The following is a 24,167-nucleotide window of genomic DNA, read 5'->3' on the forward strand; positions in this document are numbered from 1 at the left end:
TCATTCCTTCGCAAGCGGCTCAGAGGCCGGCCTGCAGCTTCTCGATGAACTGGCGGATCCGCTGGCAGGCGTCCAGCAGGTCCTTGTCGGCGACGGTGAACGACACCCGCACGAAGCCCGCGCAACTGGCGCCAAAGGCCTGGGCATCGAGTACCGAGACGCCGGTCTCGCGGAACAGCGCCCAGGCAAAGTCGACACCCGACAGGCCCGTGGCACGAATGTCCAGCAGCATGAACATGCCCGCCTCGGGCACCTTGCCCTTGATCAGCGGCACCCCGTCCAGCTCCCGGGCGATCAGGTCACGGCGGCGGGTGTAGAGTTCGCGGGCCGAGGCGACGATCTCATCGTCCAGCTCGATGGCCTTGAGCGCGGCTTCCTGAACAAAGCCCGGCAGACCGTAGAGCATGCACAGCAGCAGGTTGTCCAGGTGCTGGACAAGGCTCGTGGGCGCCACCACCCAGCCGACCCGCCAGCCGGTCATCGCGTGGGATTTGGACAGGCTGTTGAGCACCACCGTGCGCTCGGCCATGCCCTCCAGGCTGGCGATGCTGATGTGCGGCGCGTCGTAGGTCAGCTGGCAGTAGACCTCGTCCGAGATCACCCACAGGTCGTGACGCCGGGCCACCTGCGCCACCGCCTCCAGCTCCTCGCGGGTGTAGACGTTGCCGGTGGGGTTGTTCGGCGTGGCCAGGGCGATGCCACGGGTGTTGGGGGTCAGTGCGGCTTCAAGCGCCTGGGCCGTGAGGCGAAAATCCTTCTCGGCAGGCTGCTCGATGCACACCAGCCGCGCACCGGATGCCTGCACGCTGGCAGCGTAGGTCAGGTACATCGGCTCGGGCACCAGCACGTCATCGCCGCTTTCGAACAGGCACATGGCTGCGGCGTACAGGCCGTTCTGCGCACCGGCCACCAGCGCGACGTTCTCGGCGGCCACCGGTATGCCCAGCAGCTTGCGCTGCTTGGCCGCGATGGCTTCGCGCAGCTTTTCCCGGCCCACTACCGGGGTGTAGTGGGTATCGCCGGCCTTCAGGGCCTGGATCGCGGCCTCGCAGATCGCATCGTCCGTCGCGAAATCGGGGTCGCCGATGCTGAGGATGATCGCGTTCTCGCCCCGCTCCTGCGCCTGGCAGGCAGCATAGTGAATGTCCCATGCGGCTACGCTCTCGCCGCTGATGCGTTGAACCAGAGATGAATACTTCATTTGAATTCCTTGTGGCGTACAGACCGACGCCAATACGTTAGCCACTAGACTCGACGCTGCGAGGTGGTGCCCATCAACTTGAAGCTCTTTTCGATGATCAGGGCCAGGACGATGTAGGTGATCGCCACCAACAGCAGCGGCTCATAGACCCGCAGGGTCTGCGAACGCACGATGTTGGCGGCGCCGAGCAGGTCGGTAACCGCGACGGTGGAGGCCAGCGCCGTGGATTTGAGCAGCATCACGCTCTCCCCCGCCAGGGTCGGCCTGACCATCTGCAATGCCCGCGGCAACCAGACCCTGCGCAGGATCTGCCCGCGGCGCATGCCATAGGCGCGTGCCGCTTCAAGCTCGCCCCTGGGTACGGCGCGCAGGCCACTGCGCAGCACTTCGCCCACATACGCCCCCACGCTCAAGGTCAGTGCAAGGGCCACATACCAGAACCCTTCGCGCAGGTAGGGCCACAACACCCCGCCCCTGATCAGCGGGTAGCTGGCCAGCACGCTGCCGACGCCGTAATACAGGATGTAGATCTGCACCAGCAGCGGCGTACCGCGAATCACGCTGCTGACAAACCTGCAGGCGTTGGCCAGCACGACGCTGTTGGACAGGCGCCCCAGGGCCATCGCGATAGCCAGTACAAACCCGAAGCCTGCCGAGATGAGCAGCAACTGCACGGTCAGGCCGGCACCGCGCAGCAGTTCACTGGAAAAATCATTCAGCCAAGTCAAATCCATGATCGTCCCCTTATACGTTCCTGGGCATCCAGCGTTCGAAGCCGGCCTCGAACTTGCGGAACACCATGCTGGAAACCAGGGTGATGACGTAATAGAACGCCGCGACCACCAGGTAGAACAGCAGGTAGTGCTTGGTGCTGGCCGCCGCCTGACGCCCGGCGGTCAGCAGTTCGCTGTAGCCCACCACGCTGATCAGCGCACTTTCCTTGACCAGCACCAGCCACAGGTTCGACAGGCCCGCGATGGCGAACGGCAACATGCACGGCAGGATGATCCGGCTCAACAGCTTTGCCCGCGACATGCCGTAGGCCCTGCCGGCCTCCACCAGCCCCGCAGGAATGGCCTCGACGGCGCCGCGAATCACCTCACCCGAGTAGGCGCCCTGGACAATCCCCAGCACCACGACCGCAGCCAGAAACCCGTTGATCTCGACACTGGGCCGGCCCATCGCGGCCATCGCCAGGTTCAGCAGGTCGGTGCCTGCGTAGTACAGCAGCAGGATCAGCAGCAGTTCCGGCACGGCGCGGTACAGCGTGGTGTAGCAGTTGGCACAGGCGACCATCCAGCGTGGCCCCCTGAGCTTGATCAACGCGACGAGCAGGCCGATGCACAGGCCCAGCGCGAAGGCCCCCAGGGAGATACCCAGGGTTTTCACCGCGCCCTGGGCCAGGGTTTGAATCCAGCCCTCGGCGAACAGCAGATTGGACATTTCAGAAATGGTCATACAGGCACCCGATCACCCGCGCAGGTTTCAACCGCCTCATTGGGCGGCTGTGACACTGGATTTGAAGTAGCGCGCACCAATGGCGTCGTAGGTGCCGTCTTCGCGCACGGCCTTGAGCGCCTGGTTCAGCTTCTCGCGCAGGGCATCGTCGCCCTTGCGCACCGCCGCGCCGATGCCCTTGCCGAACAGCGGGTCGGCCGGCGCGATGCCCTTGCCGGCCAGCATCGCGTTGTCGGGCAGTGCCAGCATCGGCTCCACCGAGATCTTGTCGGCCAGCATGATGTCGATGCGGCCGCTGCGCAGGTCGGCCAGCAGGTCGTCCTGGTCGTTGTAGTAGCGGATGGTCGAGCCTTTGCCGAAGTACTCCTTGACGTAGGCAGAATGGCTGGTCGAGCCCTGCACGCCGATGATCTTGCCCTTGAGCCCTTCCGGGGTGGGCGTCAGTTCCAGGGCGGCATCCCCGACCCACAGTGCGGGCGTCTCGATGTACGGGTCGCTGAAGTCCACCACCTGCTCACGTTCGGGGGTGATGGACATCGAGTTCATGATGACGTCCACCTGCTTGGAGCGCAGCGCCGGAATCAGGCCGTCCCAGGCCATTCCCTTGAGCGAGCACTCGGCCTGCATGCGCTTGCACACTTCGCTGATCAGGTCAGGCTCGAAACCGCTCCACGCACCATTGCTGTTTCTGAAGGAAAACGGCGGGTAGGGTTCCTGGGAAATCGCGAACACCACCTTGTCCTGGGCGTGAGCGACATTGATCGCCCCGGCCAGCAGGAGCGAGTGCACGACAGCAACGAGTGTCTTTTTCATTTAACAGTCCTTATGCAGCTATTGTTTGGTTTTTGGCAGCGGACAATGCAGGGGCACGCCCCCGCGGATGAATAGTGTTGTTATGAGCGATTGTTCTGCGCCATCACGAACTGGCGGCACCGCTCGCTGTGCGGGTCGAGCATCACCTGTTGCGGTGGGCCCTGCTCTTCGATCTGGCCCTGGTGCAGGTACACGACCTGGGTGGAGACATCCCGCGCGAACGCCATCTCGTGGGTCACCAGGATCATCGTGCGGCCCTCCTGCGCGATGTCGCGGATCACCTTCAACACGTCGCCCACCAGCTCCGGGTCCAGCGCCGAGGTAGGTTCGTCGAACAGCATCACCTTGGGCCGTACCGCCAGTGCCCGCGCAATGGCGACCCGTTGCTGCTGGCCACCGGACAGAAACGAGGGGTAGTCGTGGCGCTTGTGGGCCAGCCCGACCTTCTCCAGCAACTGCTCGGCATGCGCGATCGCGTCCTGGCGCTTCTCACCCAGTACATGCACCGGGGCCTCGATCACGTTCTCCAGCACGGTGCGATGCGGCCACAGGTTGAAGTTCTGGAACACCATGCTCAGGGTCGCACGCAGCCGCTCGACCTGGCGCAGGTCGGCGATCTCGCGCACCCCGCCACGCCCCTGCCTGAACCTGACTTCCTCGTCGTTCACGCGCAGGCTGCCGGCGTTGGGAATCTCCAGCAGGTTGATGCAGCGCAGCAAGGTGCTCTTGCCCGAGCCGCTGGAACCGATCAGGGACACCACGTCCCCCTCATGGGCACGCAGGGAGATCCCTTTGAGGACGTGATGGTCGCCGTAGCTCTTGTGCAGGTCATCGATGGCGACGACGGGGGTCGACTGCATGCTTGGCAGCCCTTTTTCGTGGATCATGCTTCGATGTCCCATTGTTGTTGATCAACCCGACCGGACAGCCCCGTCAGGCAGGCAGAAAGTCCGAGGCGTTCAGTTCGATGACGTGCGGCTCGCCGCTCTCCAGGCCTTGCAGCAGATCGCGCAACCCGTCCAGGCTGCCGGCGGTGTGGTACTGCACATGACAGGAGCGTGCGAACGCCGCGAAGTCCGGCGTGAGGATGTCCACGCCCAGGGGCGCAATGTCGCGCGCCGTCATGTAGTCGCGAATTTCGCCGTAGCACTGGTTGTTCCACAGCACCAGGATGACCCCGATGCCGTGCTCGCGCGCCGCGATCAGTTCGGCGCTCGAGAACTGCAAACCACCATCGCCCACCAGCGCCACCACGGCACGTTCAGGCAGGGCAACCTTGGCACCGATGGCCGCCGGCAGGCCGTAGCCCAGCGTTCCGTACCCGGTACCGGCGTTGAACCAGGTGCACGGGGCCGGTGCGCGGTAGCCCAGCGCGCCCTGGTACACCGGCTGCGTCGAATCGCCAACCAGGATCGGCGCCGGCAGGCTGTCGCGCAGCGTATCCAGCAGCGCCTGCATGGCCTGCTGCCTGCCGGTCCAGCTGCCGCGCTCGGCGGCATTGACCCGCTGCACGTTCAACGCGGCCCAGTCACTGTCTGCGGCCGCCCCGGGCAGCGCTGCGATCAGGGCCAGCAGCCCCAACCGTGCGTCGCCAAGCAGCCCGACGGCTGCGCGTTGCACGCCCAGGATCTGCATCGGGTCGATGTCCAGGCGAATCACCGGCACCTGCAGGGCCAGTGGCCCGAGGCCGAAGAAGTCGTAGTCGGTTTCGCCCAGCTCGGTGCCCACCGCCAGCACCACATCCGCCTGGGCAAAGAGTGCACGGCCATGGGCGGACGATTGCACGCCATCGAGCAGCAGCGGGTGCGCAGGCGGCAGGATGCCGCGTGCATTGGTGGTCAGCGCAACGGGTGCCTGGAGACGCTCGGCCAGTGCCCGCAGTGCATCACTGGCACCGCGCGCGCCGCCGCCGGCAAGAATCAGCGGCCGCCGTGCCGCGCCCAGCAGGGCGGCGGCCTGCTGTACGGCCGCCTCGGCAGGCGCGCTGGCCAGCGGCAATGCGCGAGGGCTCAGGTCCAGGCCATCGGCCGGCATTTCCAGCACATCCAGCGGGATCTCGATATGAACCGGGCGCGGCCGGGCGCAACCGAACAGCGCGAAGGCCCGGGCAATCACCTCCGGCAGTTCCTGCGGGCGCTGCAGGGTATGACTGAAGGCGCACACGCCGGCCACCATCGCGCGCTGGTCAGGCAGTTCGTGCAGGTAACCGTGCCCCAGCCGCTGGTGCTCGCGACGGCTGGTGGTGGAAATCACCAGCATCGGCACCGAGTCGGCGTAGGCCTGGCCCATGGCGGTCAGAATGTTGGTCATGCCGGGGCCTGTGATGATGAAGCACACCCCCGGCTTGCCACTGGCTCGGGCATAGCCGTCCGCCATGAACCCTGCGCCCTGCTCGTGGCGAGGGCTGACATGGCGAAGCCGGCTACCGTGCAATCCGCGATACAACTCAACAGTGTGCACGCCCGGAATACCGAACACGGTGTCCACACCATAACCTTCAAGCAGTTTGACGAGCGCCTGAGCACAACTAGTCATTGGGTCTTCTCCTGTTATTTTTACCAGACCGCCGAGGCATTTTTCAGTAGATGCTGGGCAACCACAATCGAATTAAATTTGGCTGATTGTTGATATCTGCTCACCACTCCTGCCCCCTCCGCACAGGCCAGAAGGCCACTACCACCCACATTGCTGAACCTGCCGGAGGCCGTCGCCAATTCCGCTTCACCCATGATGTGAATAAAGCTTGTCATTTGTGTGGACAACGCACGCCTGGAAGCCGGCCTCGAGCGCGTCGGGGGCCAGGGTGCCGCGCTTGCCGATGCACACGAGCCGGGTGTGGGGCGTTTCATCGCCCCAGGCGCGGTCGGGCAGGATCTCGCAGCGGCTGCCGACCAGGTGCATGATGAACCGCTTGCCCGGCACTTCGGCGATGTGCAGCGTGCCCTTGGCCCGATAGATCGACGCCGGCAGCTGCGCCAGCGTCGCGCGCAGCGTGTCGAGCGCCATCGGTCTGTCGCTGGCGAAACTCCAGGACTCGAACACGCTGGCGTGATCTGCCGCGTGCCCGCCCAGGCTCGGCGCTGAGGCCGCCTTGGCCGGCGTGAAGGACGCCAGCGGGTTGCCGCGCCCCACGCCCAGCACCAGCTCCAGCGGTACATCGCCATACTGGCATTCGAGCATTCGCGCCCGGGGGTACAGCCAGCGGCTCTTGAGCGCCTCGATCTGGCTGCGTTCGACCCGGTCCACCTTGTTCAGCACGATGATGTCCGCCACGTCCAGCTGGTCCATGGCCAACTGCGCCATCTCGCCCTCGAGCTGCCCGAACTGCTCGGTGTCCACCACCGTGATGATGCTGTCGATCGACAGCGCATCGCGAAACTGCGGGTACTTCAGCGTGCGGGCGATCTTGCCCGGGCTCGACACCCCGCTCGCCTCGATCAGAATGTACTCCGGGCGGTTCTGCCGGTCGCCGAGCAGGCGCCCCAGTTGCTCGATCAGGTCGCTTTCAACCGTGCAGCAGATGCAGCCGTTGGCCAGGCTGAGGGTGGTCTGGGTCTGGCTGACGATCAGCTCGCTGTCGATGTTGATCGCGCCAAAGTCATTGACCATCACCGCCATGCGCAAGCCGTGATCGCTGCCCAGGATCTTGTTGAGCAGGGTGGTCTTGCCGGAGCCGAGAAACCCCGACACCAGCGTCACCGGAATGGGAGACTGCTTGTTCATCAAAACGGCCCGCCTCAGAAGTTGGGGAGTTCACGGCGCCAGGTGGCCGCGTGGGTGCCGGCATCGAACTCGCCGTTGCGGTCCCAGGTGATTTCACCTTCGAGCACGGTGATCTGCACCTGGGTGTTGTGGATGTTGCCCTTGGGCTCCACCTCGAACAGGTTGCGATCGAGCACGATCAGGTCGGCGGACTTGCCCGTCTCGATGGAGCCGGCCTTGTCCTCGATACCCATGCACCACGCCCCGTTGATGGTCATCACGCGCATGGCCTGCTCCAGGCTGATGGGCGAGCCGTAGAAACTGCCCTGCTCCTCGCCGAACGGGTTCTGCCGGGTGACCATCGCCTCGAAGCCGATCCAGGGGTTGATGCTGGACACCGGCCAGTCGGTGCCCATCACCGCGACGCCGCCATGCTCGAACACGCCCTTGAAGTTGTAGGCGCGCTGCATGCGGTCCTCGCCGAACACGGCGCGGGCGTTGGCGAACGATGAAGGGAACCAGCCCACCGGGGAGAACTCGGCGGTGACGTTGAGCGCGGCAAAACGCGGCAGGTTGGCATCCAGCAAGGTGGTGCTGTGCGCGCACTGGTGGCGCACGCCGTCGGGCCCGTTCTTGGCCCGCGCCATGGCCACGGCATCGAGGAACAGGTCGGAGGCGCCGTCACCGGTGCAATGGGCGATGACCCGGATACCCCGGCGGTCCATGTCCACCACCATGTCGGTGATGTGCTCGGGGGTCAGGTTGAGGTGGCCGCGCCAGCGCTCCTCCCCCGGCCATGCGCTGGACAGGTACGACGAGCGCGATTCGTGGGTGCCGTCGAAGTGGAACTTGACCGCATTTGCGTTGAGCCGTGCGCTGCGATAGAAGTGACGCTCACCCGCCAGCAGCTCCCAGCGCCGCTTGACCGGGAAGATGTCGTCCTGCCAGCTGATCGCGGCCTCCACGCGCACCGACAGCTCGCCCGCCTGGTCGATGGCCTTGAGCGCATTGAGACGGTGCTCGCACACGTGCACATACTTGGTGCCCACCACCCCATGACCGCTCTGGAACCACACCCCTTCGCGATAGGCACGCTTCAGGGCGTGTTGCGGCGTGGGCGGCATGGCGGCGTGCATCAGTGCATAGGCACCGTCCACCAGGATGCCGGTCGGCTCGCCGGTGACGCTGTCGCGCTCGATGTAGCCGTGGCGCGGGTCGATGGTGTCGGCGTCGATCCCGGCGATCTCGAGCGCCCTGGAGTTGACCATCATGCAGCCCCAGGAGCGATCCAGTATCGCCACCGGGCGGTCCGGCAGCACGCTGTCCAGCCATTGGCGCGACGGCACCAGCCCGGCCTGCTTGAAGGTGTAGCGCACGAAGTACTGCCCATACACCCAGCCGTCGCCCGGGTGCTCGGCCGCATAGTCGAGAATGGCCTGGCGCACCTGCTCCGGGGTCGGATCGCTGACGCCGACTTCGAGGTAGCCGGAGTAACCGGGCGCAAGCTTGAGGTCCGGGTGGGTGTGCATGTCGTAGATACCCGGCATCACGAAACGGCCGTCCAGGTCCACCACCTGGGTGCGCGGGCCGACGAACGCCTTCGCCTCGTCGTTGCTGCCCACCGCGACGAAGCTGCCATTGCGAATGGCCACGGCTTCGGCCCAGGGGGCAGACTCATCGACCGTATAGATGCGGCCATTTAGAAACACCAGGTCGGCGGCGCCTTGGGGGCCGGGCACATGGCTGGAGCGGTAATCGGTCATCGCACTCATCGCAGGGAACACCTTTGCATGGCACCGCCGCGCGGCACCAGTCCAAGAAAACCAGGTTGGGTAAAAGGCGCCGCAGGCGCCGTCGCCGGTCGGCTATTCGTCGTCCCGGGCCGGAATCCACCACTCCTCGCCACGGGCGGTGCGGATGTATTCGGGCCAGCGGAAGTCATGCGGGACCTTGAAGTCCCGGGGTAGCAGCGGCGCCTGCCAGCGTGTGCCGCCAATGCCGCCGCCGGTACGCTCGGTGAATTCCTGGCGGGCGGCGGCCAGCAGCTCGGGCCGCGTGAGCAGGTCGATCAGGGTGGCACCGATGGTCTTGGCCGCCACCTGGATCATCGGGTCGATGGTCTGGCGGATGCCGCCCAGGGCATTGGGCACCCAGTCCGGGTAGGTGTAGCCAGGCGGTGCCGAGAGCATCGGGCGGGCCACCAGCAGGCGCACGGTCGGGCAATGCCAGGTGTATTCGGGGTAGTCGTCCGAGGTCAGGTGCTTTTGCCAGGCGGGCATCTGCTGGCGCAGCAGGCGCTCGCACTCCTGTGGGTCGATCAGGGTTTCGGTTTCGGGCAGAAACGGCCGGGCCATGGGTTCGAGCCCCAGGTTGCCCTGGATCTGCTGCGCGATGGCGATGGCCTCGTCGTCCCAGGTGGGGGCGCCGATGGCCTGCAGGTTGTCGTAGGTGGCCTGCGCCAGCACATGGTTGGGCAGCCCGCCACGGGACTTGCACACCCAGGTCTTGTTCCACTGGCAGCCGGTGGCCAGGGCGGCGGCGGCAGCGTTGTTGTCCATCACCTGGGAGATGGCCTCGGCCTGCTCGAGCGAGTCGCAGCGCGACAGGTACTGGATCTGCGCGATGTGCGGCGGCAGGTTGTCGGCTGTGGCCTGGCCGGCGGTGAGGATCGCCTCGTTGTAGCTCCACAGCCCGGTGAACGGCAACGTGGAGCGGCGCATGCTTTCGTTCAGGGTATAGAAGTGCACCAGCGCGTCGTTGGCCCCAGGCGCCCTGGCGGCCAGGTGGTTCTGCGGGATCGGGCTGTACTTGTCCGCTGCGATCCAGTCCTGGGGCGAATCGCAGGTGAAGGTATAGATGTAGGCGTAGGCGATGCCGCAGTGCGTATCCCAGGTAGTGGTGTTGTTCAGCGGCAGCATGTACGTGGGGTGGAAGCTGATGGCCGCGTCCAGGTCATCGTAATAGCCCTTGGCCGCGTGCACCGGCTTGGAGGCGCGCAGCTTTTCCGCCGGCTCGCCGAAGAATTTCAGCGTGCCCGCGATGCCATGTTCGAGCATGGCGGCCTTGGCGGCCAGCAGGCCACCCAGGGCACTGATGCCCAGCGCCGAATGAGGGTCGGTATGCCCCGGGGCGAAACGCGACAGCCCTTCGCGCGGCTGGCGCCGGGTGGTCGCCGCCTGGTTGTTGCCCGGCACCGCGTCGTACTCCGCGTAGGTCGCCAGCACAGGGCCGTCGCCGTTGCGAAACGTGGCGCAGAAGGCGGTAGGCATGCCGCCGCTGCCCTCCTCCACCTCGAACCCTTGCCTGCGCAGCAGCTCGACGTACCAGGCGCAGGACTTGTACTCGCGAAAGGCCGGCTCGGCATAATGCCAGATCACCTGGTGCCAGTCGGACAGGGTCGTTTGCTGTTGGTCCACCCAGTTCTGGGCAAAGGCCTTGGGCTCGATCATGCAGGGCATTCCTTATTGGTATGTGACCCCGCTGAGCGGCTCGGACCCGCAGGGCCTGCCTAGTATTGTTGAACCAGAAAATACGACAATCGATTTATTTCGCCATTAATGTTTATATTTGCTCAACAATAAGTCAGTGGAGCGCCCCATGCGTCTACCCTCGATGCCCGCGTTACGTGCCCTGGAAGCGGTTGCCCGGTTGGGCAGCGTGACTGCCGCGGCGCTTGAGCTCAACCTCACCCGCAGCGCCATCAGCCACCAGATCACGGGCATGGAGGACACCCTCGGCTTTGCCCTGACCGAGCGCCAGGGCCGGGGTATCTCGCTGACGTTTCGCGGCGAACGCTACGCCCGGGAGATCCAGCGCCTGCTGGCCAACCTGGAGGATGCAGGCCGGCGGGTCGATGACCAGGAGGTGTATGGCAAGTTGACCATCAGTTGCAGCTCGGGGTTTTCCACCTACTGGCTGTGCCATCACATCGGCGGCTTCGTGAAGGAATACCCCCAGGTCCAGTTGCACATGGTCACACCGACCACGGCGGATGACGTAAGCAACCACAACGCCGACCTGTTCATCTCCTACGGTATCGGCGACTGGCCTGGCATGCAGGTGGAACAGATAGCGGCGCTGAACTACTTTCCGGTCTGCAGCCCGCGGCTGATCAACGCCCTGGGCGGGCTCAAGACCCCGCAGGACCTGGCCGCGTTCCCATTGCTGCACATGAGCGACTACAGCGACTGGCGGGTGTGGCAGGCGGCGGCGAACACCCCGGAGCTGAACGTGGCCACCGGCATCCTGTTTTCCGATGCACATTGCGCACAGGCGGCGTGCATCGCGGCCCAGGGCGTTGCCATGGGCGACAACCTGTTGTGTGGCGACTCCATGGCCAAGGGGCTGCTGGTGCGCCCCTTCGATATCGTCATCCACTCGCACCGCGGCTACTACCTGGTCACCGACCTGCAGAAGTGCGAACGGCCCGCCGTGCGGGCCTTTACCAACTGGATCAAGAACCAGCTGCAGGCTTCGAGGCAGTCCTGGACGGCGCTCTAGGCCGTTGGCTCCGGCCTGCTGGCGCCGCCAGCCGCCGCCCTAGAAAATCCGCTCGCTCCTGGCGTAATGGGTTACCACCTCGATCAGCGCCTGGTGCGCAATCGCGTGATCGCACGTCGCCAGTGCCGCCTGCAGGCTGTTCATGTACTCGAGCAGCTGGCGCTGGTTGCGCAGGGCGAAGTCGTGCTCCAGCCCCTGATCCTCGTAGATGAGCACGTAGCTGCGGCAAAAGCCCGCCACCAGAAAGGCCGCGCCGGCCTGGAACGGCTGGTCACGGATGATGGCCTCACAGTCGGCGTTGGCCTGCTTGAACGAGTCGGTGCCCGGCAGCGCGGCGGCGAAGCGTTGCACCATTTCATGAAAATTCATCGTTGTTCATACCTCTTGTTGCGCCACTAGGCAGGCGTGGCGCGGTTGAAGGAAAGTCGTTGCCCACGGACTGCACTGTTCACCGTGGCGCCGTCCCACACCCGTTCGCCATTGACGAACGTGGCGACGATGCTCGAGGAGAACTCGGTACCGGCAAACGGCGTCCAGCCGCATTTGGACAGCACCTGGTCATTGCTCACCCGGTGCGGGCGCTGCGGGTCGACGAGCACCAGGTCGGCGGCGTAGCCCTCGCGCAGGTAGCCCCGGCCACTGACCTGGAACAGCTGCGCCGGTGCGTGGCTGACCACCTCGACCAGACGCTCCAGGCTCAGCTCCCCGCAGAAGACGCGCTCCAGGGCAGCCTGCAGCGCGTACTGCACCAGCGGAATGCCTGACGGCGCCTTGGCGTAAGTGCTGCGCTTTTCTTCGAGCAGGTGCGGGGCATGGTCGGTCGCCAGCACGTCGAGCCGACCTTCGGCCAGCGCCTTGACGATGGCGTCGCGGTCACTGGCCGACTTGATCGCCGGGTTGCACTTGATCAGAAAGCCCAGCCGCTCGTAGTCCTGATCGGTGAAGTGCAGAAAGTGCACGCAGGTTTCGGCGGTGATGCGCTTGCCGCTGAGGGGGCCGGGCTCGAACAGCTGCAGCTCTTCTGCCGTGGAGATGTGCAGCACATGCAGGCGCGTGCCGTGCTTGCGCGCCAGCTCGATGGCCAGCCGAGTGGACCTGATGCACGCCTGGCGCGAACGGATCAGCGGGTGCTCGCGGGCCGGAATGTCCTCGCCAAAGCGCGCCCTGGCCTTTTCCAGCTCGGCATTGATCATGGGCGTGTCTTCGCAATGGGTGATGATCGGCACCGGCGAAACCCGGAAGATCTCGTTCAACACCTCGGGGTCGTCCACCAGCATGTTGCCGGTCGAGGCCCCCATGAACACCTTCAGCCCTGGCGTGCTGGCCGGGTCGATGGCGCGAATGGCGGCCAGGTTGTCGTTGCTTGCCCCCATGTAGAAGGCGTAGTTGACCGCGCTCGATGCGGCGGCGATGGCGTACTTGGCTTCAAGGCTGGCCCGATCGAGCGCGGGCGGGTTGGTGTTGGGCATCTCCATGAAACTGGTGATGCCGCCCGCTGCACAGGCCCGCGACTCGCTGGCGATGTCCGCCTTGTGGGTCAGGCCGGGCTCCCTGAAGTGCACCTGATCGTCGATCATTCCCGGCAGCAGCCACAGGCCGTGCGCCTCGATCACGCCCTCCCCGGCAAGCGGCTGCAGGGCCTGCCCGATACAGTCGATGCGGCCCTCGCGCAGCCGCACATCGGCCGCCCAGGTGCGGCCTTCGTTGACCAGGGTCGCGTTGCGGATCAGCCAGGCATTGCGGGGTACGCTCATGGTGTCAGCTCCAGTGTCGTGTGATAGAGCACCTCGGTGGCCACCAGAAAGTCGTCCAGGGCCATGGCCTCGTGGGGGTTGTGCGAGCCGTGCTGGTTGCGGATGAACAGCATGGCGCTGGGGATGCCGACGTTGGCGAAAACCGCAGCGTCATGGCCGGCCCCGCTGGGGGTGAGCACGCCCTGCCAGCCTTGTTGGCGGGCCTGGCGCACCAGCGCCTCGACCCAGGGGGCGTGCATGGCCGCCGGGGCCGTGTCGATACGCAGGTCGAACTCGAAGCGAACCTGGCGGGCCTGCTCGATGGCCTTTGCCTCGTGCAGCGCAACCGCGTGAAAGGCCTCGAGCGTGGCCATGTCGAGGCTGCGCATCTCGAGGCTGAAGCTGACCTCGCCGGGAATACGCGAGACGGCATGGTGCGCCGCGTTGGTCCCCAGTGTGCCGACGGTAACCACCAGGTCTCGCCCGGCGGCGAGGTACTCACGCCAGCATTGGTCGATGCGGGCCACCAGCTCGCTCACGGCAAACACGGCGTCGTGGCGGTCCTCCCGAGCCACGGCGCCCGAATGGCCATCTTCGCCCAGGCAGCGAACCTGGTTATGGCGCAGGTTGCCGCGGATGCCGGGCACGATCCCCACGGCCTGCCCCATGCGCTCCAGCGACTGCGCCTGCTCGATATGCACTTCCAGATAGCCGGCAAACTGGGTGCGATCGACCAGCCACTGCTGACGGCCAATCGCTGCCAGGTCGGCGCCCACGGCCTGCATGGCCTGGCCCAGGGTGCGCTGGCTGAAGCGGTTGGTCAGCTGCAGGTCGTGCTCGCTCAACCCGCCGACCAGCGCACGCGAACCGATGTACGACTTGCCGTACCAGGCGCTCTCCTCGCCACGCAGCCCGATGACCCGCACCGGCTGCGCCGTGGCAACGCCCTCGCGGTCGAGCCGGCACAGGCACAGCAGGCCCGCCACAACGCCGGCCAGGCCGTCGTAGTTGCCGCCCTGGGGCACCGAGTCCAGGTGCGAGCCGTACCACAGCGCGGGCTGGCCATTGTCGCTCTTGCGCGTGAAGATCACGTTGCCCGCACGGTCGGTTGCCACCTCCAGCCCCTGGGTCAAGGCGAAGTCGCTCAGGCAGGCGATGGTGTCACTCTCGCCGGGGCCGTAGCTTTCGCGGGTGATCCCCACCTGGGCATCGCGTGACAAGGCGGCGATGGTGTCGAACAGTCTGGCGGCCTGTTCAGGCCATTGCGCGATCATGGCAAGGCTCCAAACGGCTCGGCGGGCAAATCGTCGAGGGCGCCGATCAGGGTGCTGATCGAGGCAACGCCCTTGCGCCGGCAGTAGGCCTCCAGTTCAGACACCATGGTGTTCATGGTTTTCGGGTGCAGGAAGGTGGCCGTGCCCACTTGCACCGCCGAGGCACCGGCATAGATGAACTCCAGCGCATCGTCGGCCGTGGCAATGCCACCGCAGCCAATCACCGGAATTTCCAGCGCCTGGGCGCATTGATAGGTCAGGCGCACCATCAGCGGGCGGATGGCGGCGCCGGATATGCCGCCCATGAAGTTGCCCAGCCGCGCGCGGCCTCGCTCGATGTCCACCGACAACCCGAGCAGCGTGTTGCCCACCACGACGGCATCGGCCCCGGCCTCCTGCGCAGCCAGGGCAACCGGCACCACCTCGCCGGCATTGGGGGTCAGCTTGACCCACAGCGGCAACGAGGTGACCTGGCGCATCAGCTCCACCACGTCGCGGGTACTTTCAGCCTGCATGCCGAACGACTGGCCATGCGCTTCCAGGTTGGGGCACGAGATATTGGCCTCGATGCCGGCCACGCCTGGCACATCGCTCAGCCGCGCCGCCAGGTCGGCAAAGCCCTGGGCCGTGGGCGCCGAAATGCTCACGATCAACGGCGCGTCGTAGTCGCGGTAGAACGGCACCACCTTGTCGATGAACAGCTGCGCGCCTTTGCTGGGAATGCCGATGGCATTCATCATCCCGTCGTTCAGCTCGCAGACCCGCGGCATCGGGTTGCCGCTGCGCTTTTCGGTGGTGATGGTCTTGGTCACCAGTGCACCCAGCTGGTTGAAGTCCAGCAGGTGGGCAAGCTCTTCGGCAAAGGTGCCCGATGCCGGCATCACCGGGTTCTTCAGGCGCAACCCGCCGACCTGTACGCTCAGATTGATCATCACACCACCTCCGCCAGGTCGAATACAGGGCCTTCGAGGCATACCCGCTTGCCCACCCTGAGCCCGTCCACCTCGAACACCTCGACGCAGCACTGGCACATGCCCAGGCCGCACACCATCTGTTGCTCCAGCGCTACCTGGCCCACCAGGCCGAGCTCGGCGCTCAGCTTCTTCAGCAACTGGGTCAGCCGCCTGGAGCCACACGTGAACAGCGCATCGGTGCCTTCACGGGCGATGATCTGGCGCAGCAGCGGTTCGAGCCGTTCGGGCGAGCTGCTGCCATCCTCATCCAGCACCACCCGCACGTCGGCCCCCAGCGAGGCGAAGCGCTCGCGGGAAAGCAGGCTCTTCTCGCTGCGGGCACTCAGCACTGCGGTCAGGCGGATGCCCAGCCGATGCGCCGCTTCGGCCAGCGGCGCCAGGGTGGCCAGCCCCACACCCCGGGCCACGATGATCATGTGCTGCCACCCCGGCTGCAGGTCGAAGCCCTTGCCCAGCGGGCCTAGGATCTCCACGGTCTGCGCCTGGCCAAGCGTCTCCAGGCCATAGGTGCCCTTGCCGGTCACCTTGTACAGAAACTCCACCTGGCCCGTGGCCGGGTCGGCCTTGTAAGTGCTCATGGGGCGACGGAAGTACGGCTTGTGCTCGCCTTCACTCGGGCACAGCAGGTTGAAGAACTGCCCCGGCAACGACTGGCTGGCGGCGCCGTCGGCCTGTAGCACCAGGCGCTTGTATTCATCGTTGACCCATTGGTTGGAAATCACGACCGCCAAGGTGTCGTCTGGGGGAGTCAGGGCACTCGCCTGGCAGCAGCCGGAAATCACGTTCATTGAGGTGGCCTCGCATTTGTCTAATTTTTTATACAGCACGGTCAAAAGTAGATGCCGCCTCAGTGATGAAGCGGCAGATGAAGCGGTGTTTCAGCGATTGCTTAAGCTGACTGTACTGCAGCTCGGTGTTTCTGTCTAATTTTTGATACGAATAAGCCAGAGCAAATTCATAACCATCCCGCCGGGCTAGGCCGGCTGCGGCTTCGGCACGTCGTGGGCCTGGCAGGCGGGAAGCAGCAACACCGTCGCGAGCATCGCCACCCCATACAGCGAGGCAAGCAGCATGATGGCCGCCGAGAACGAATAGTGCAGCGCTACGGCGCCCACCACCAGCGGCCCGAAGCCACCGGCGGCCCTGCCCACGTTGAACAGCACGTTCTGCGCCGTGGCACGGATCTGCGCGGGGTACAGATCGGAGATCAATGCGCCGTAGCCACCGATCATGCCGTTGACGAAGATGCCCATGATCGCGCCGGCAAACAGCATGACCGTGGGGTTGTCGAGGTTGGCATAGGCGATGACCATGAACGCTGCGCCGGCCTGATACAGCAGGAACATGCGCTTGCGTCCGAAACGGTCGGCCAGGTGCCCGAACAGCCAGATACCGAACGCCATGCCCAGCACCGTCACTGCGGTCCAGGTTCCGGAGGCCATCAGCGAGAAGCCGAACTTGTTCGACAGGTAGCTGGGCATCCAGATCATCAGCCCGTAGTAGCCGAAGTTCTGCACCGAGGTGAGCACCATCACCCCCAGGCTCGCCTTGCTGGTCTGCCGGTCCTTGAACAGGTCGGTGAAGCGCCGTGCGAAAGGCACCGGGTCGGCTGCGGCCTTCACGAACTCTGCCGGCTCGCTCATGGTATGGCGAACCACGAGCGATACGAACGCTGGCAGCAACCCGACCAGGAACATGCCGCGCCAGCCGATGTAGGGCAGCAGCAATGGCGTGAGCAATGCAGCGGCGAGCACGCCGGCCTGCCACCCCATGCCCACATAGGAAGAAGCACGATTGCGTCGATTGGCCGGCCAGGTTTCGGCGATCAGTGCCATGCCGATGCCGAACTCCCCGCCCAGGCCGAACCCGGCCAGGGTTCGATAGATCAGCAGGTCCCAGTAGCCCTGGGCGAATGCGCACAGCCCGGTGAATATCGAGAAGGTGAGGATGCACAGGGTCAGCATGCGTACCCGGCCATAGCGGTCGCTCAGTTGGCCGAAGATCAGCCCCCCGGCCACGGCGCCCAGCAACGTCCATGTCACCAGCGAGCCAGCCTCCGAGGAACTCAGACCGAGACCGATGGTGATCGCCGGCAGCATGAACCCGAGAATCAGCAGGTCGAAGCCGTCCATCGCATAGCCGGTCACGCTGGCTATCAGGGCCTTCTTGGGTGACGCGTCCTTCTTCGGACGCTTTTCGGAAGAAGCCATCTTGGTTTACCTCTTGTTTTTGTATGGTTTTTTAGACAGCTGACGCCTGAACCCGCCCAGGATCGCCGCCGGTCCGCCCGTGCAAGGCTTCACAAAGCGTACTGCCAGCCTGCGCGATTGTCTAAATATTTAGATTGCGGGCTCGCAAAAAAAAAACGCTGCGCTCAGAAATGCCACTCCAGGTTGATCGACAAGGCGTCCACGTCGATCCCGTCGCCACGGCGGTTGCCGAACTTGTTGCGCCAGTACTCGTATCCGGGCCCGACCCATAGCGTGTTTCTTGCGCCGCCCAGCACAGCCCCTGCATCCAGCATCAGCGAGGTGCGCATCAGCTGTTCATCCGCCGTCGGGTTGCGCCGGTAGTCATCGCCCTTCTCGCCGCTGTAGCTGTAGAAGCCCTGGAACTTCATCGGCAGGCTGCCCAGCGCGAACGGTATGCCCCAGGTCAGGTTCAGCTGGTAGAACGGGTCGAACGCCATGCGCGAATGGTTGCCCGGCTGCCGGCAGCTGTCGAGCCCACAGTGGTTCCATTCCCTGGCATAGAACAGGCTGAGGTCGAGAAACCCTGCCGGCAGCGCGAACTTGAGGGTCGGGCCGATCAAAATCATGCGCTTTCGCGACTGGAACGCGTTGTTCTTGGTGTTCCAGTCCAGGCCCAGGGTCAGCGCGACGTCCTTCACCGGCCCGAACGCCAGCGGCCGATCGAACACCCGTGCATGCTGCAACTGATTGCGGTAGGTCAGGTAGACCTCGGTGGCGCCGCTGCTGCTGTCCTTGCGCGGGTCATCGCGGTCGGACTTGAACACATCCACGTTGGCGAACTGCTGGCCCAGGGCGTAGCTGCTCACATGGGCAAGCTGGACAATGTGCTTGGCTATGTCCTGGCGCTTGCCCGGGTCCGAGAAATGGCTGCTGTAGCGATAGCCGATAAAGGTATCGCTGAAGGCTGGCGGCGGGCCAGCCATCACCATAGGGGTCATGAAAAGCGCGAACGCGGGCGCGCCGATGCGAGTCTTCATCAGGGAAGCTCCTATCAGGTGGGGGGTGGGGTTTTGGTGTCAGGTGGCAGCGCAGGCGATGCCGCAGCAGGTGCAGGGTGGTGTGGACATGTGTCGGCCTTTTTTATATTTTTTGGACAAGCAACAGTTCATGTCTAAATATTGATACACTCGCGCCATGGCCTCGTCAAGCCGATCTGGTAGAACATGCCACCACGAAAAACGACAAGGATCCCCCAGTGAACCAGATTGATTACCAGGCAATCGGCGAGCGCCTCCGGGCCTTTCGCATCGGCCGCCAGCTCAACGCCGACCAGGTGGCCGACAAGCTCGGCATCTCGCGGGCTGCGGTGTACCGCCTGGAACTGGGCAAGATCGTCAAACTCGACACACTGGAGCGCCTGGCCGACCTGCTGAAGGTGTCGCTGACCAGCCTGCTGGGTTCCGATACGGAGTACTTCGACAACGCCCTCGGCTACTTCGAGCGCATGCGCCAGCTGGAGGCCCGTTCCAGCAGCGTCATCTCCTACTTCGACCCGTTTTCCTACCTGCTGACCACGCCCGAATACTCGGCGCTGTTTCAGACCATGCTCCACGAGGCTCGACCACAGGGTTTCAGCCCGGCACAGGAAGCGATGGAGAGCCAGATTCTGAGCATTCTGGACGAGCGCAAATCCACCTTCTTTCGCGAAAAATTCCAGGTCAGGTCGATTGTCAGCCTGCGTCAGATCGAGCGTTACCTGCACATCGGCCTGGTAGGCCGCCTGGACCTGCCCCCCAGCGTGCGAATGGAGCGCGCCCTGCTGGCACGCAAGGAAATCGAGAACCTGATCTCCATCGTCGAGACCAACAGCGATCACCCGGGTATCTACCTGATCGACGAGGCACTGCCCAGCGCCACCTTCCAGATCTTCGAGCAGAAGACCACCAGCTACGTGGCGGTGAGCCCTTACCGGCTAGGGGAGCTGCCCAACCTGCATGTGGGCATTGCCAGCGTCACCTCCTCTGCCCAGGCCGTGGAAATGTACAAGAACATGTCCAGCGACCTGCTCAGCCGCGCCTGTTCCGGGCGCGAAGCCACGAAAAAACTGCAGCACCTGCTCGCCAAGCTGTGACTGGCGCTGGCACGCCAAGGCACGCAGGGCCCGGCAGGGCCGCTTTCAGCCCTTCCCTTGCGCCTCGGCCAGGCGCCGCTGGATTTCGCGGGTCTTTTCTTCCTGCTCCTTGATGGACGTCGGCGTGATCACCTTGTCCACTGCCTCGGTATCCGGGTCCGGTTGTTCCAGCACCGGGTCGGGGGATGGCGTGCCCTTCTGCGCCTGGTCCGACGAGAGTGGCCGCGGGACCTTGTCGCCCTGCTTGGTATCGGTGGGTTTCATCGGGTTCTCCTTCGAGTGCGGGGTGTTACTAAGCAGAACCCGTGAGGCAGGAAAAGTTTGAAGTGATTTGGCCGGCCGGTCTCAGATGAAGATGGTGCCGCGCAGGTAGAGCGCCGCGTGACCGCTGATGATGACCCGGTCGTTGTCCAGGACTTCGCAGTGCAGTTGGCCCTTGCGCGCCCCGCCCTGCTCGGCACAGGCTGCGCTTGCCCAGGCGTTGGGACCAATAGGTCGCCAGCGAAGTGTGGGCCGAGCCGGTGACAGGGTCTTCGTTGACCCCCACTCGCGGCCCGAACCAGCGCGAGACGAAGTCCATGTGACGACCCGGCGCGGTCACGGCAACCCCGCGCACCTCGAATGCGGCCAGGGCGGCAAAGTCGGGGTCGAGCCCGGCGACGATGCTTTCATCCTCGACCACTACCAGGTAATCGTCCGTGCGATACAGCGCTTCGACCTGCTCCAGCCCCAGGGCCTGCAGCAGGCCAGGCGGCAGGGCTACGGCTTCAGGCTGCTTGGCCGGAAAGTCCATGGCCAGGCGACCGCCTTCGCGGCGCACTCGCAATTCACCGCTGCGGGTGGAAAAACGCAGCGTGTCGCGGCGTTCACCAAGCTGTTCGAACAGCACCCAGGCGGCTGCCAGCGTGGCGTGCCCGCACAGATCGACCTCAACTGCGGGGGTAAACCAGCGCAGCTCGAACACCTCACCGTTGCGTACCCAATAGGCCGTCTCGGACACATTGTTCTCTGCTGCGATCCGTTGCAGCGTTGCATCAGGCAGCCAGGCGTCCAGCGGGCACACAGCCGCCGGGTTGCCGCCGAACGTCTCGGAAGAAAAAGCGTCCACCTGGAAAATATCGAGTTGCATCGGGCACCCAAGTAATGATCGTCTGGCCTAGAAAATATCAACCAGGCGTTGAATTATCAATTTATTGTTGAAATCCTGAAACGGCAACCCGCGTTGGGTCGATTGCGGCCTTTCTCTCAACCAGCGCAGCAAACCACCACCGCCTCTTCACTTCCCCCAAATCCCGCAAGCCCGCCGTTCGATGTCAGAATTGCCCCCATTCGATCGTTTTGGAGACCACCATGCTTCGTGCATTTGAACGAAGGCTCGACCCTTTCCCTCCTGACGAGGTGCCCCCGCCGCCCGTGGGCCTGGCACGCTTTCTGTGGGCGTGCACGCGGGGTGCGCGCGGCTACATTCTGGCGTTCGCACTGCTCAGCGCTGCGGTGTCCATCTATGAAGCCTGGCTGTTTTCGTTCCTGGGCCAGGTCGTGGACCTGCTCTCCACCTGGCAGGCCGGGGGCGATGCGGCAGCGCAGGAACGCCGCGTGCTGTGGGGCATCGGTATCGTGATGCTGTGCAGCGTCGGGCTGGTGGCCCTGCGCACCATGGTTCAGCACCAGATACTGGCAATCAACCTGCCCTTGCGCCTGCGCTGGGACTTCCACCGCCTGATGCTGCGCCAGAGCCTGTCGTTCTTTTCCGACGAATTCTCCGGGCGCGTCACCACCAAGGTCATGCAGACCGCACTGGCGGTGCGCGACCTGCTGTTCACCCTGATCGAGATCGCCCCCGGCATCGGGGTGTACTTCATCGCGATCATCGCGCTGGCCGGCGGCTTCGCGCTCAAGCTCATGCTGCCATTCGTTGCCTGGGTGGTGCTGTTCGGCCTGGCCATGCTGTACTTCGTGCCGCGCCTGGGCAAGGTCGGACAGGAGCAGGCCAACGCCCGCTCGATGATGACCGGGCGCATTTCCGACGCCTACACCAACATCACCACGGTGAAGCTGTTCTCCCACTCCAACCGCGAGGCGCACTTCGCCCGTGCGGCGATGGAAGACTTCAAGCAGACCGGCTTTCGCCAGATGCGCCTGGTCAGCCAGTTCGAGATCGTCAACCAGGCACTGGTGGTGGCCCTGATCATGGCCGCCGGCGGCTATGCCCTGTGGCTGTGGCACCAGGGCGAGGTCGGCGCAGGTGCCGTGGCGGCGATCACCGCCATGGCGCTGCGCATCAATGGCATGTCGCACTGGATCATGTGGCAGATGACCTCGCTGTTCGAGAACATCGGCACCGTGCAGGACGGCATGGCCACACTGACCCGCGGCCCCAAGGTCAAGGATGCCCCGGACGCCAAGGTGCTGCAGACCCGCGGCGGCGCGGTCACCTTCGACAAGGTGAGCTTCAACTACAACGGCGAGCGCCAGGTGCTCGACGGCCTGAGCCTGAGCATTCGCCCGGGTGAAAAGATCGGCCTGGTGGGGCGCTCCGGCGCGGGCAAGTCCACGCTCATCAACCTGCTGCTGCGCTTCTATGACGTCGACAGCGGCCAGATCCGCATCGACGGGCAGGACATCGCCCATGTGACTCAAGACAGCCTGCGCAGCGCCATCGGCATGGTCACCCAGGACACCTCGCTGCTGCACCGTTCCATTCGCGACAACATCGCCTATGGCCGGCCCGACGCCACCGACGAACAGGTCCGCAGCGCAGCCGCCAGTGCCCAGGCCGACGGTTTCATCAGCCAGTTGAGCGACCAGCAAGGCCATAGCGGCTACGACACCCTGGTGGGCGAGCGCGGCATCAAGCTGTCGGGGGGCCAGCGCCAGCGCGTCGCGATCGCCCGAGTGATGCTCAAGAACGCCCCGATCCTGCTGCTGGACGAAGCCACCAGCGCGCTCGACTCCGAGGTCGAAGTGGCCATCCAGGAGAGCCTCGACGAGATGATGCAGGGCAAGACCGTGATCGCCATCGCCCACCGTCTGTCCACCATTGCGGCCATGGACCGGCTGGTGGTGATGGATGACGGGCGCATCATCGAGCAGGGTACCCACGCCGAGTTGCTTGCCAGAAATGGCACCTATGCGCAGCTGTGGCACCACCAGAGTGGCGGGTTCCTGGGTGAGGATCAGGGGGTAGCACAGGCCATGCATCAGGACTGAGCCGTACAAGCCTGCGATGGTCCGTGGTCAACGGCTATCGCAGCGTCTGCGCAGGCCGTTCATCCGCTGATCTGCACTTTGTTCACCTGGTCATGATCACAACACGATACTGACCACGCCCTCCACTTCACTCGGGAGCCACGAACATGGGGTATGTCACTACGCGGGACGGTGTCGAGATCTTCTACAAGGACTGGGGCCCACGCGATGCCCCGGTGATCGTCTTTCACCACGGGTGGCCACTCAGTGCCGACGACTGGGATGCGCAGATGCTGTTCTTCCTTGATCACGGCTACCGGGTCGTCGCACACGACCGCCGCGGCCACGGGCGCTCCAGCCAGGTGTGGGACGGGCACGACATGGATCACTATGCGGACGACGTTGCGGCCGTGGTCGACCATCTTGGCGTGCAGGGTGCAGCCCACGTGGGGCACTCCACCGGCGGCGGCGAGGTGATCCGCTACATCGTTCGCCATGGCCAGGAGCGTGTGTCGAAGGCTGCCCTCATCAGTGCCGTGCCACCGCTGATGGTCCAGACCCCGAACAATCCGGACGGCTTGCCCAGGTCGGTGTTCGATGACTTGCAGGCGCAGCTCAAGGCCAACCGCGCACAGTTCTACCATGACCTGCCGTCGGGCCCGTTCTATGGCTACAACCGCCCAGGCGCAAACGCCAGCGAGGGCACCATCCTGAACTGGTGGCGCCAGGGCATGATGGGCTGCGCCAAGGCACACCTTGACGGGATCGTGGCCTTCTCCCAGACCGACTTCACCGACGATCTCAAGCGCATCACGATTCCCGTCCTGGTGATGCACGGGGACGATGACCAGATCGTGCCCTATGCAAACTCAGGGCCGCGGTCAGCGAAGCTGTTGCAGAACGGCACCCTGAAAACCTATGCGGGCTTGCCGCATGGCATGCCGACCACCGACGCCGACACGATCAACGCCGATCTGCTCGCGTTCCTGCGAAGCTAGAC

General features: G+C 64.8%; 20 protein-coding genes and 2 pseudogenes. 4 read left to right on the forward strand and 18 right to left on the reverse strand.

Annotation, left to right across the window (positions count from 1 at the left end; genetic code table 11):
* Positions 1–19: 19 nt before the first annotated feature.
* The 9 genes and pseudogenes from QMX96_RS15290 to QMX96_RS15330 form a co-directional block, all read right to left on the reverse strand.
* Positions 20–1,201, reverse strand: a complete 1,182-nt coding sequence (locus QMX96_RS15290; RefSeq protein WP_043864003.1) for an aminotransferase class I/II-fold pyridoxal phosphate-dependent enzyme — start codon at positions 1,199–1,201, stop codon at positions 20–22.
* Between the two features lie 44 nt (positions 1,202–1,245).
* Positions 1,246–1,935, reverse strand: a complete 690-nt coding sequence (locus QMX96_RS15295; protein ID WP_043864004.1) for an ABC transporter permease subunit — start codon at positions 1,933–1,935, stop codon at positions 1,246–1,248.
* Positions 1,936–1,945: 10 nt separating this feature from the next.
* Positions 1,946–2,659 carry an ABC transporter permease subunit gene (locus QMX96_RS15300; RefSeq protein WP_043864005.1) on the reverse strand — a complete coding sequence of 238 codons (714 nt, stop codon included), beginning with the start codon at positions 2,657–2,659 and terminating at the stop codon, positions 1,946–1,948.
* 36 nt (positions 2,660–2,695) lie between these two features.
* A complete protein-coding gene (locus QMX96_RS15305; protein WP_054914377.1) occupies positions 2,696–3,472 on the reverse strand; it encodes a transporter substrate-binding domain-containing protein in 777 nt (258 codons plus the stop codon).
* Between the two features lie 80 nt (positions 3,473–3,552).
* A pseudogene (locus QMX96_RS15310) lies at positions 3,553–4,317 on the reverse strand (ATP-binding cassette domain-containing protein); the annotation flags it as partial.
* An 88-nt stretch (positions 4,318–4,405) separates the two neighbouring features.
* Positions 4,406–6,007 (reverse strand): 5-guanidino-2-oxopentanoate decarboxylase, encoded by a 1,602-nt coding sequence (locus QMX96_RS15315; protein ID WP_282362011.1) that lies wholly within the window; start codon positions 6,005–6,007, stop codon positions 4,406–4,408.
* Between the two features lie 186 nt (positions 6,008–6,193).
* On the reverse strand, positions 6,194–7,195 hold the full coding sequence (locus QMX96_RS15320) for a GTP-binding protein (protein WP_282362012.1): 1,002 nt from the start codon (positions 7,193–7,195) through the stop codon (positions 6,194–6,196).
* Positions 7,196–7,209: 14 nt separating this feature from the next.
* Positions 7,210–8,946, reverse strand: coding sequence for an amidohydrolase (locus tag QMX96_RS15325; RefSeq protein ID WP_043864009.1), 1,737 nt, complete (start codon positions 8,944–8,946; stop codon positions 7,210–7,212).
* 93 nt (positions 8,947–9,039) lie between these two features.
* The gene (locus QMX96_RS15330) at positions 9,040–10,623 is read right to left on the reverse strand and encodes an amidohydrolase (protein WP_116053748.1); all 1,584 of its coding nucleotides are present in this window, start codon (positions 10,621–10,623) and stop codon (positions 9,040–9,042) included.
* Between the two features lie 148 nt (positions 10,624–10,771).
* On the opposite strand from QMX96_RS15330, the gene QMX96_RS15335 reads away from it, so the two are divergent.
* Positions 10,772–11,674, forward strand: coding sequence for a LysR substrate-binding domain-containing protein (locus QMX96_RS15335; RefSeq protein ID WP_058540305.1), 903 nt, complete (start codon positions 10,772–10,774; stop codon positions 11,672–11,674).
* Between the two features lie 39 nt (positions 11,675–11,713).
* On the opposite strand, the gene QMX96_RS15340 is transcribed toward QMX96_RS15335, so the two are convergent.
* The 7 genes from QMX96_RS15340 to QMX96_RS15370 form a co-directional block, all read right to left on the reverse strand.
* Positions 11,714–12,043: a hypothetical protein gene (locus QMX96_RS15340; RefSeq protein WP_054914373.1), complete on the reverse strand. Its 330-nt coding sequence runs from the start codon at positions 12,041–12,043 to the stop codon at positions 11,714–11,716.
* A 26-nt stretch (positions 12,044–12,069) separates the two neighbouring features.
* On the reverse strand, positions 12,070–13,428 hold the full coding sequence (locus QMX96_RS15345) for a dihydroorotase (protein WP_282362013.1): 1,359 nt from the start codon (positions 13,426–13,428) through the stop codon (positions 12,070–12,072).
* Entirely contained in the window at positions 13,425–14,681 is a 1,257-nt protein-coding gene (locus QMX96_RS15350) for a Zn-dependent hydrolase (protein ID WP_282362014.1), read from the reverse strand. The genes QMX96_RS15345 and QMX96_RS15350 overlap by 4 nt, the downstream gene beginning before the upstream one ends.
* Positions 14,678–15,613, reverse strand: a complete 936-nt coding sequence (locus tag QMX96_RS15355) for a dihydroorotate dehydrogenase (RefSeq protein ID WP_043864015.1) — start codon at positions 15,611–15,613, stop codon at positions 14,678–14,680. Before QMX96_RS15355 ends, QMX96_RS15350 begins: the two co-directional genes overlap by 4 nt.
* The gene (locus QMX96_RS15360) at positions 15,613–16,443 is read right to left on the reverse strand and encodes a dihydroorotate dehydrogenase electron transfer subunit (protein ID WP_043864016.1); all 831 of its coding nucleotides are present in this window, start codon (positions 16,441–16,443) and stop codon (positions 15,613–15,615) included. Before QMX96_RS15360 ends, QMX96_RS15355 begins: the two co-directional genes overlap by 1 nt.
* A gap of 186 nt (positions 16,444–16,629) precedes the next feature.
* Positions 16,630–17,865 carry an MFS transporter gene (locus QMX96_RS15365; RefSeq protein WP_043864017.1) on the reverse strand — a complete coding sequence of 412 codons (1,236 nt, stop codon included), beginning with the start codon at positions 17,863–17,865 and terminating at the stop codon, positions 16,630–16,632.
* Between the two features lie 164 nt (positions 17,866–18,029).
* Positions 18,030–18,884: a hypothetical protein gene (locus QMX96_RS15370; RefSeq protein ID WP_052504312.1), complete on the reverse strand. Its 855-nt coding sequence runs from the start codon at positions 18,882–18,884 to the stop codon at positions 18,030–18,032.
* A gap of 218 nt (positions 18,885–19,102) precedes the next feature.
* On the opposite strand from QMX96_RS15370, the gene QMX96_RS15375 reads away from it, so the two are divergent.
* Positions 19,103–19,978, forward strand: coding sequence for a helix-turn-helix transcriptional regulator (locus tag QMX96_RS15375; RefSeq protein ID WP_282362016.1), 876 nt, complete (start codon positions 19,103–19,105; stop codon positions 19,976–19,978).
* Between the two features lie 45 nt (positions 19,979–20,023).
* On the opposite strand, the gene QMX96_RS15380 is transcribed toward QMX96_RS15375, so the two are convergent.
* Both QMX96_RS15380 and QMX96_RS15385 read right to left on the reverse strand, forming a co-directional pair.
* Positions 20,024–20,242 (reverse strand): hypothetical protein, encoded by a 219-nt coding sequence (locus tag QMX96_RS15380; protein ID WP_078481122.1) that lies wholly within the window; start codon positions 20,240–20,242, stop codon positions 20,024–20,026.
* A gap of 81 nt (positions 20,243–20,323) precedes the next feature.
* A pseudogene (locus tag QMX96_RS15385) lies at positions 20,324–21,107 on the reverse strand (PhzF family phenazine biosynthesis protein).
* A gap of 221 nt (positions 21,108–21,328) precedes the next feature.
* On the opposite strand from QMX96_RS15385, the gene QMX96_RS15390 reads away from it, so the two are divergent.
* Together QMX96_RS15390 and QMX96_RS15395 are read left to right on the forward strand one after the other, a co-directional pair.
* Positions 21,329–23,188 (forward strand): ABC transporter ATP-binding protein, encoded by a 1,860-nt coding sequence (locus QMX96_RS15390; RefSeq protein WP_054914368.1) that lies wholly within the window; start codon positions 21,329–21,331, stop codon positions 23,186–23,188.
* 146 nt (positions 23,189–23,334) lie between these two features.
* Positions 23,335–24,165: an alpha/beta hydrolase gene (locus QMX96_RS15395; protein ID WP_043864022.1), complete on the forward strand. Its 831-nt coding sequence runs from the start codon at positions 23,335–23,337 to the stop codon at positions 24,163–24,165.
* The last annotated feature ends 2 nt before the right edge of the window (positions 24,166–24,167 follow it).

Origin of the sequence: Pseudomonas sp. PS01300, assembly GCF_029960155.1 — a bacterium.
GTDB classification, from domain to species: Bacteria; Pseudomonadota; Gammaproteobacteria; order Pseudomonadales; family Pseudomonadaceae; genus Aquipseudomonas; species Aquipseudomonas palmensis.

What these genes read in the sequence shown, in the direction of transcription:
- QMX96_RS15380 (WP_078481122.1), bottom strand. Translation starts at nt 20,242, where the DNA reads ATGAAACCCACCGATACCAAGCAGGGCGACAAGGTCCCGCGGCCACTC.
- QMX96_RS15305 (WP_054914377.1), bottom strand. Translation starts at nt 3,472, where the DNA reads ATGAAAAAGACACTCGTTGCTGTCGTGCACTCGCTCCTGCTGGCCGGG.
- QMX96_RS15370 (WP_052504312.1), bottom strand. Translation starts at nt 18,884, where the DNA reads ATGAAGACTCGCATCGGCGCGCCCGCGTTCGCGCTTTTCATGACCCCT.
- QMX96_RS15390 (WP_054914368.1), top strand. Translation starts at nt 21,329, where the DNA reads ATGCTTCGTGCATTTGAACGAAGGCTCGACCCTTTCCCTCCTGACGAG.
- QMX96_RS15365 (WP_043864017.1), bottom strand. Translation starts at nt 17,865, where the DNA reads ATGGCTTCTTCCGAAAAGCGTCCGAAGAAGGACGCGTCACCCAAGAAG.
- QMX96_RS15290 (WP_043864003.1), bottom strand. Translation starts at nt 1,201, where the DNA reads ATGAAGTATTCATCTCTGGTTCAACGCATCAGCGGCGAGAGCGTAGCC.
- QMX96_RS15360 (WP_043864016.1), bottom strand. Translation starts at nt 16,443, where the DNA reads ATGAACGTGATTTCCGGCTGCTGCCAGGCGAGTGCCCTGACTCCCCCA.
- QMX96_RS15355 (WP_043864015.1), bottom strand. Translation starts at nt 15,613, where the DNA reads ATGATCAATCTGAGCGTACAGGTCGGCGGGTTGCGCCTGAAGAACCCG.
- QMX96_RS15295 (WP_043864004.1), bottom strand. Translation starts at nt 1,935, where the DNA reads ATGGATTTGACTTGGCTGAATGATTTTTCCAGTGAACTGCTGCGCGGT.
- QMX96_RS15350 (WP_282362014.1), bottom strand. Translation starts at nt 14,681, where the DNA reads ATGATCGCGCAATGGCCTGAACAGGCCGCCAGACTGTTCGACACCATC.
- QMX96_RS15315 (WP_282362011.1), bottom strand. Translation starts at nt 6,007, where the DNA reads ATGACTAGTTGTGCTCAGGCGCTCGTCAAACTGCTTGAAGGTTATGGT.
- QMX96_RS15335 (WP_058540305.1), top strand. Translation starts at nt 10,772, where the DNA reads ATGCGTCTACCCTCGATGCCCGCGTTACGTGCCCTGGAAGCGGTTGCC.
- QMX96_RS15320 (WP_282362012.1), bottom strand. Translation starts at nt 7,195, where the DNA reads ATGAACAAGCAGTCTCCCATTCCGGTGACGCTGGTGTCGGGGTTTCTC.
- QMX96_RS15325 (WP_043864009.1), bottom strand. Translation starts at nt 8,946, where the DNA reads ATGAGTGCGATGACCGATTACCGCTCCAGCCATGTGCCCGGCCCCCAA.
- QMX96_RS15395 (WP_043864022.1), top strand. Translation starts at nt 23,335, where the DNA reads ATGGGGTATGTCACTACGCGGGACGGTGTCGAGATCTTCTACAAGGAC.
- QMX96_RS15300 (WP_043864005.1), bottom strand. Translation starts at nt 2,659, where the DNA reads ATGACCATTTCTGAAATGTCCAATCTGCTGTTCGCCGAGGGCTGGATT.
- QMX96_RS15345 (WP_282362013.1), bottom strand. Translation starts at nt 13,428, where the DNA reads ATGAGCGTACCCCGCAATGCCTGGCTGATCCGCAACGCGACCCTGGTC.
- QMX96_RS15340 (WP_054914373.1), bottom strand. Translation starts at nt 12,043, where the DNA reads ATGAATTTTCATGAAATGGTGCAACGCTTCGCCGCCGCGCTGCCGGGC.
- QMX96_RS15330 (WP_116053748.1), bottom strand. Translation starts at nt 10,623, where the DNA reads ATGATCGAGCCCAAGGCCTTTGCCCAGAACTGGGTGGACCAACAGCAA.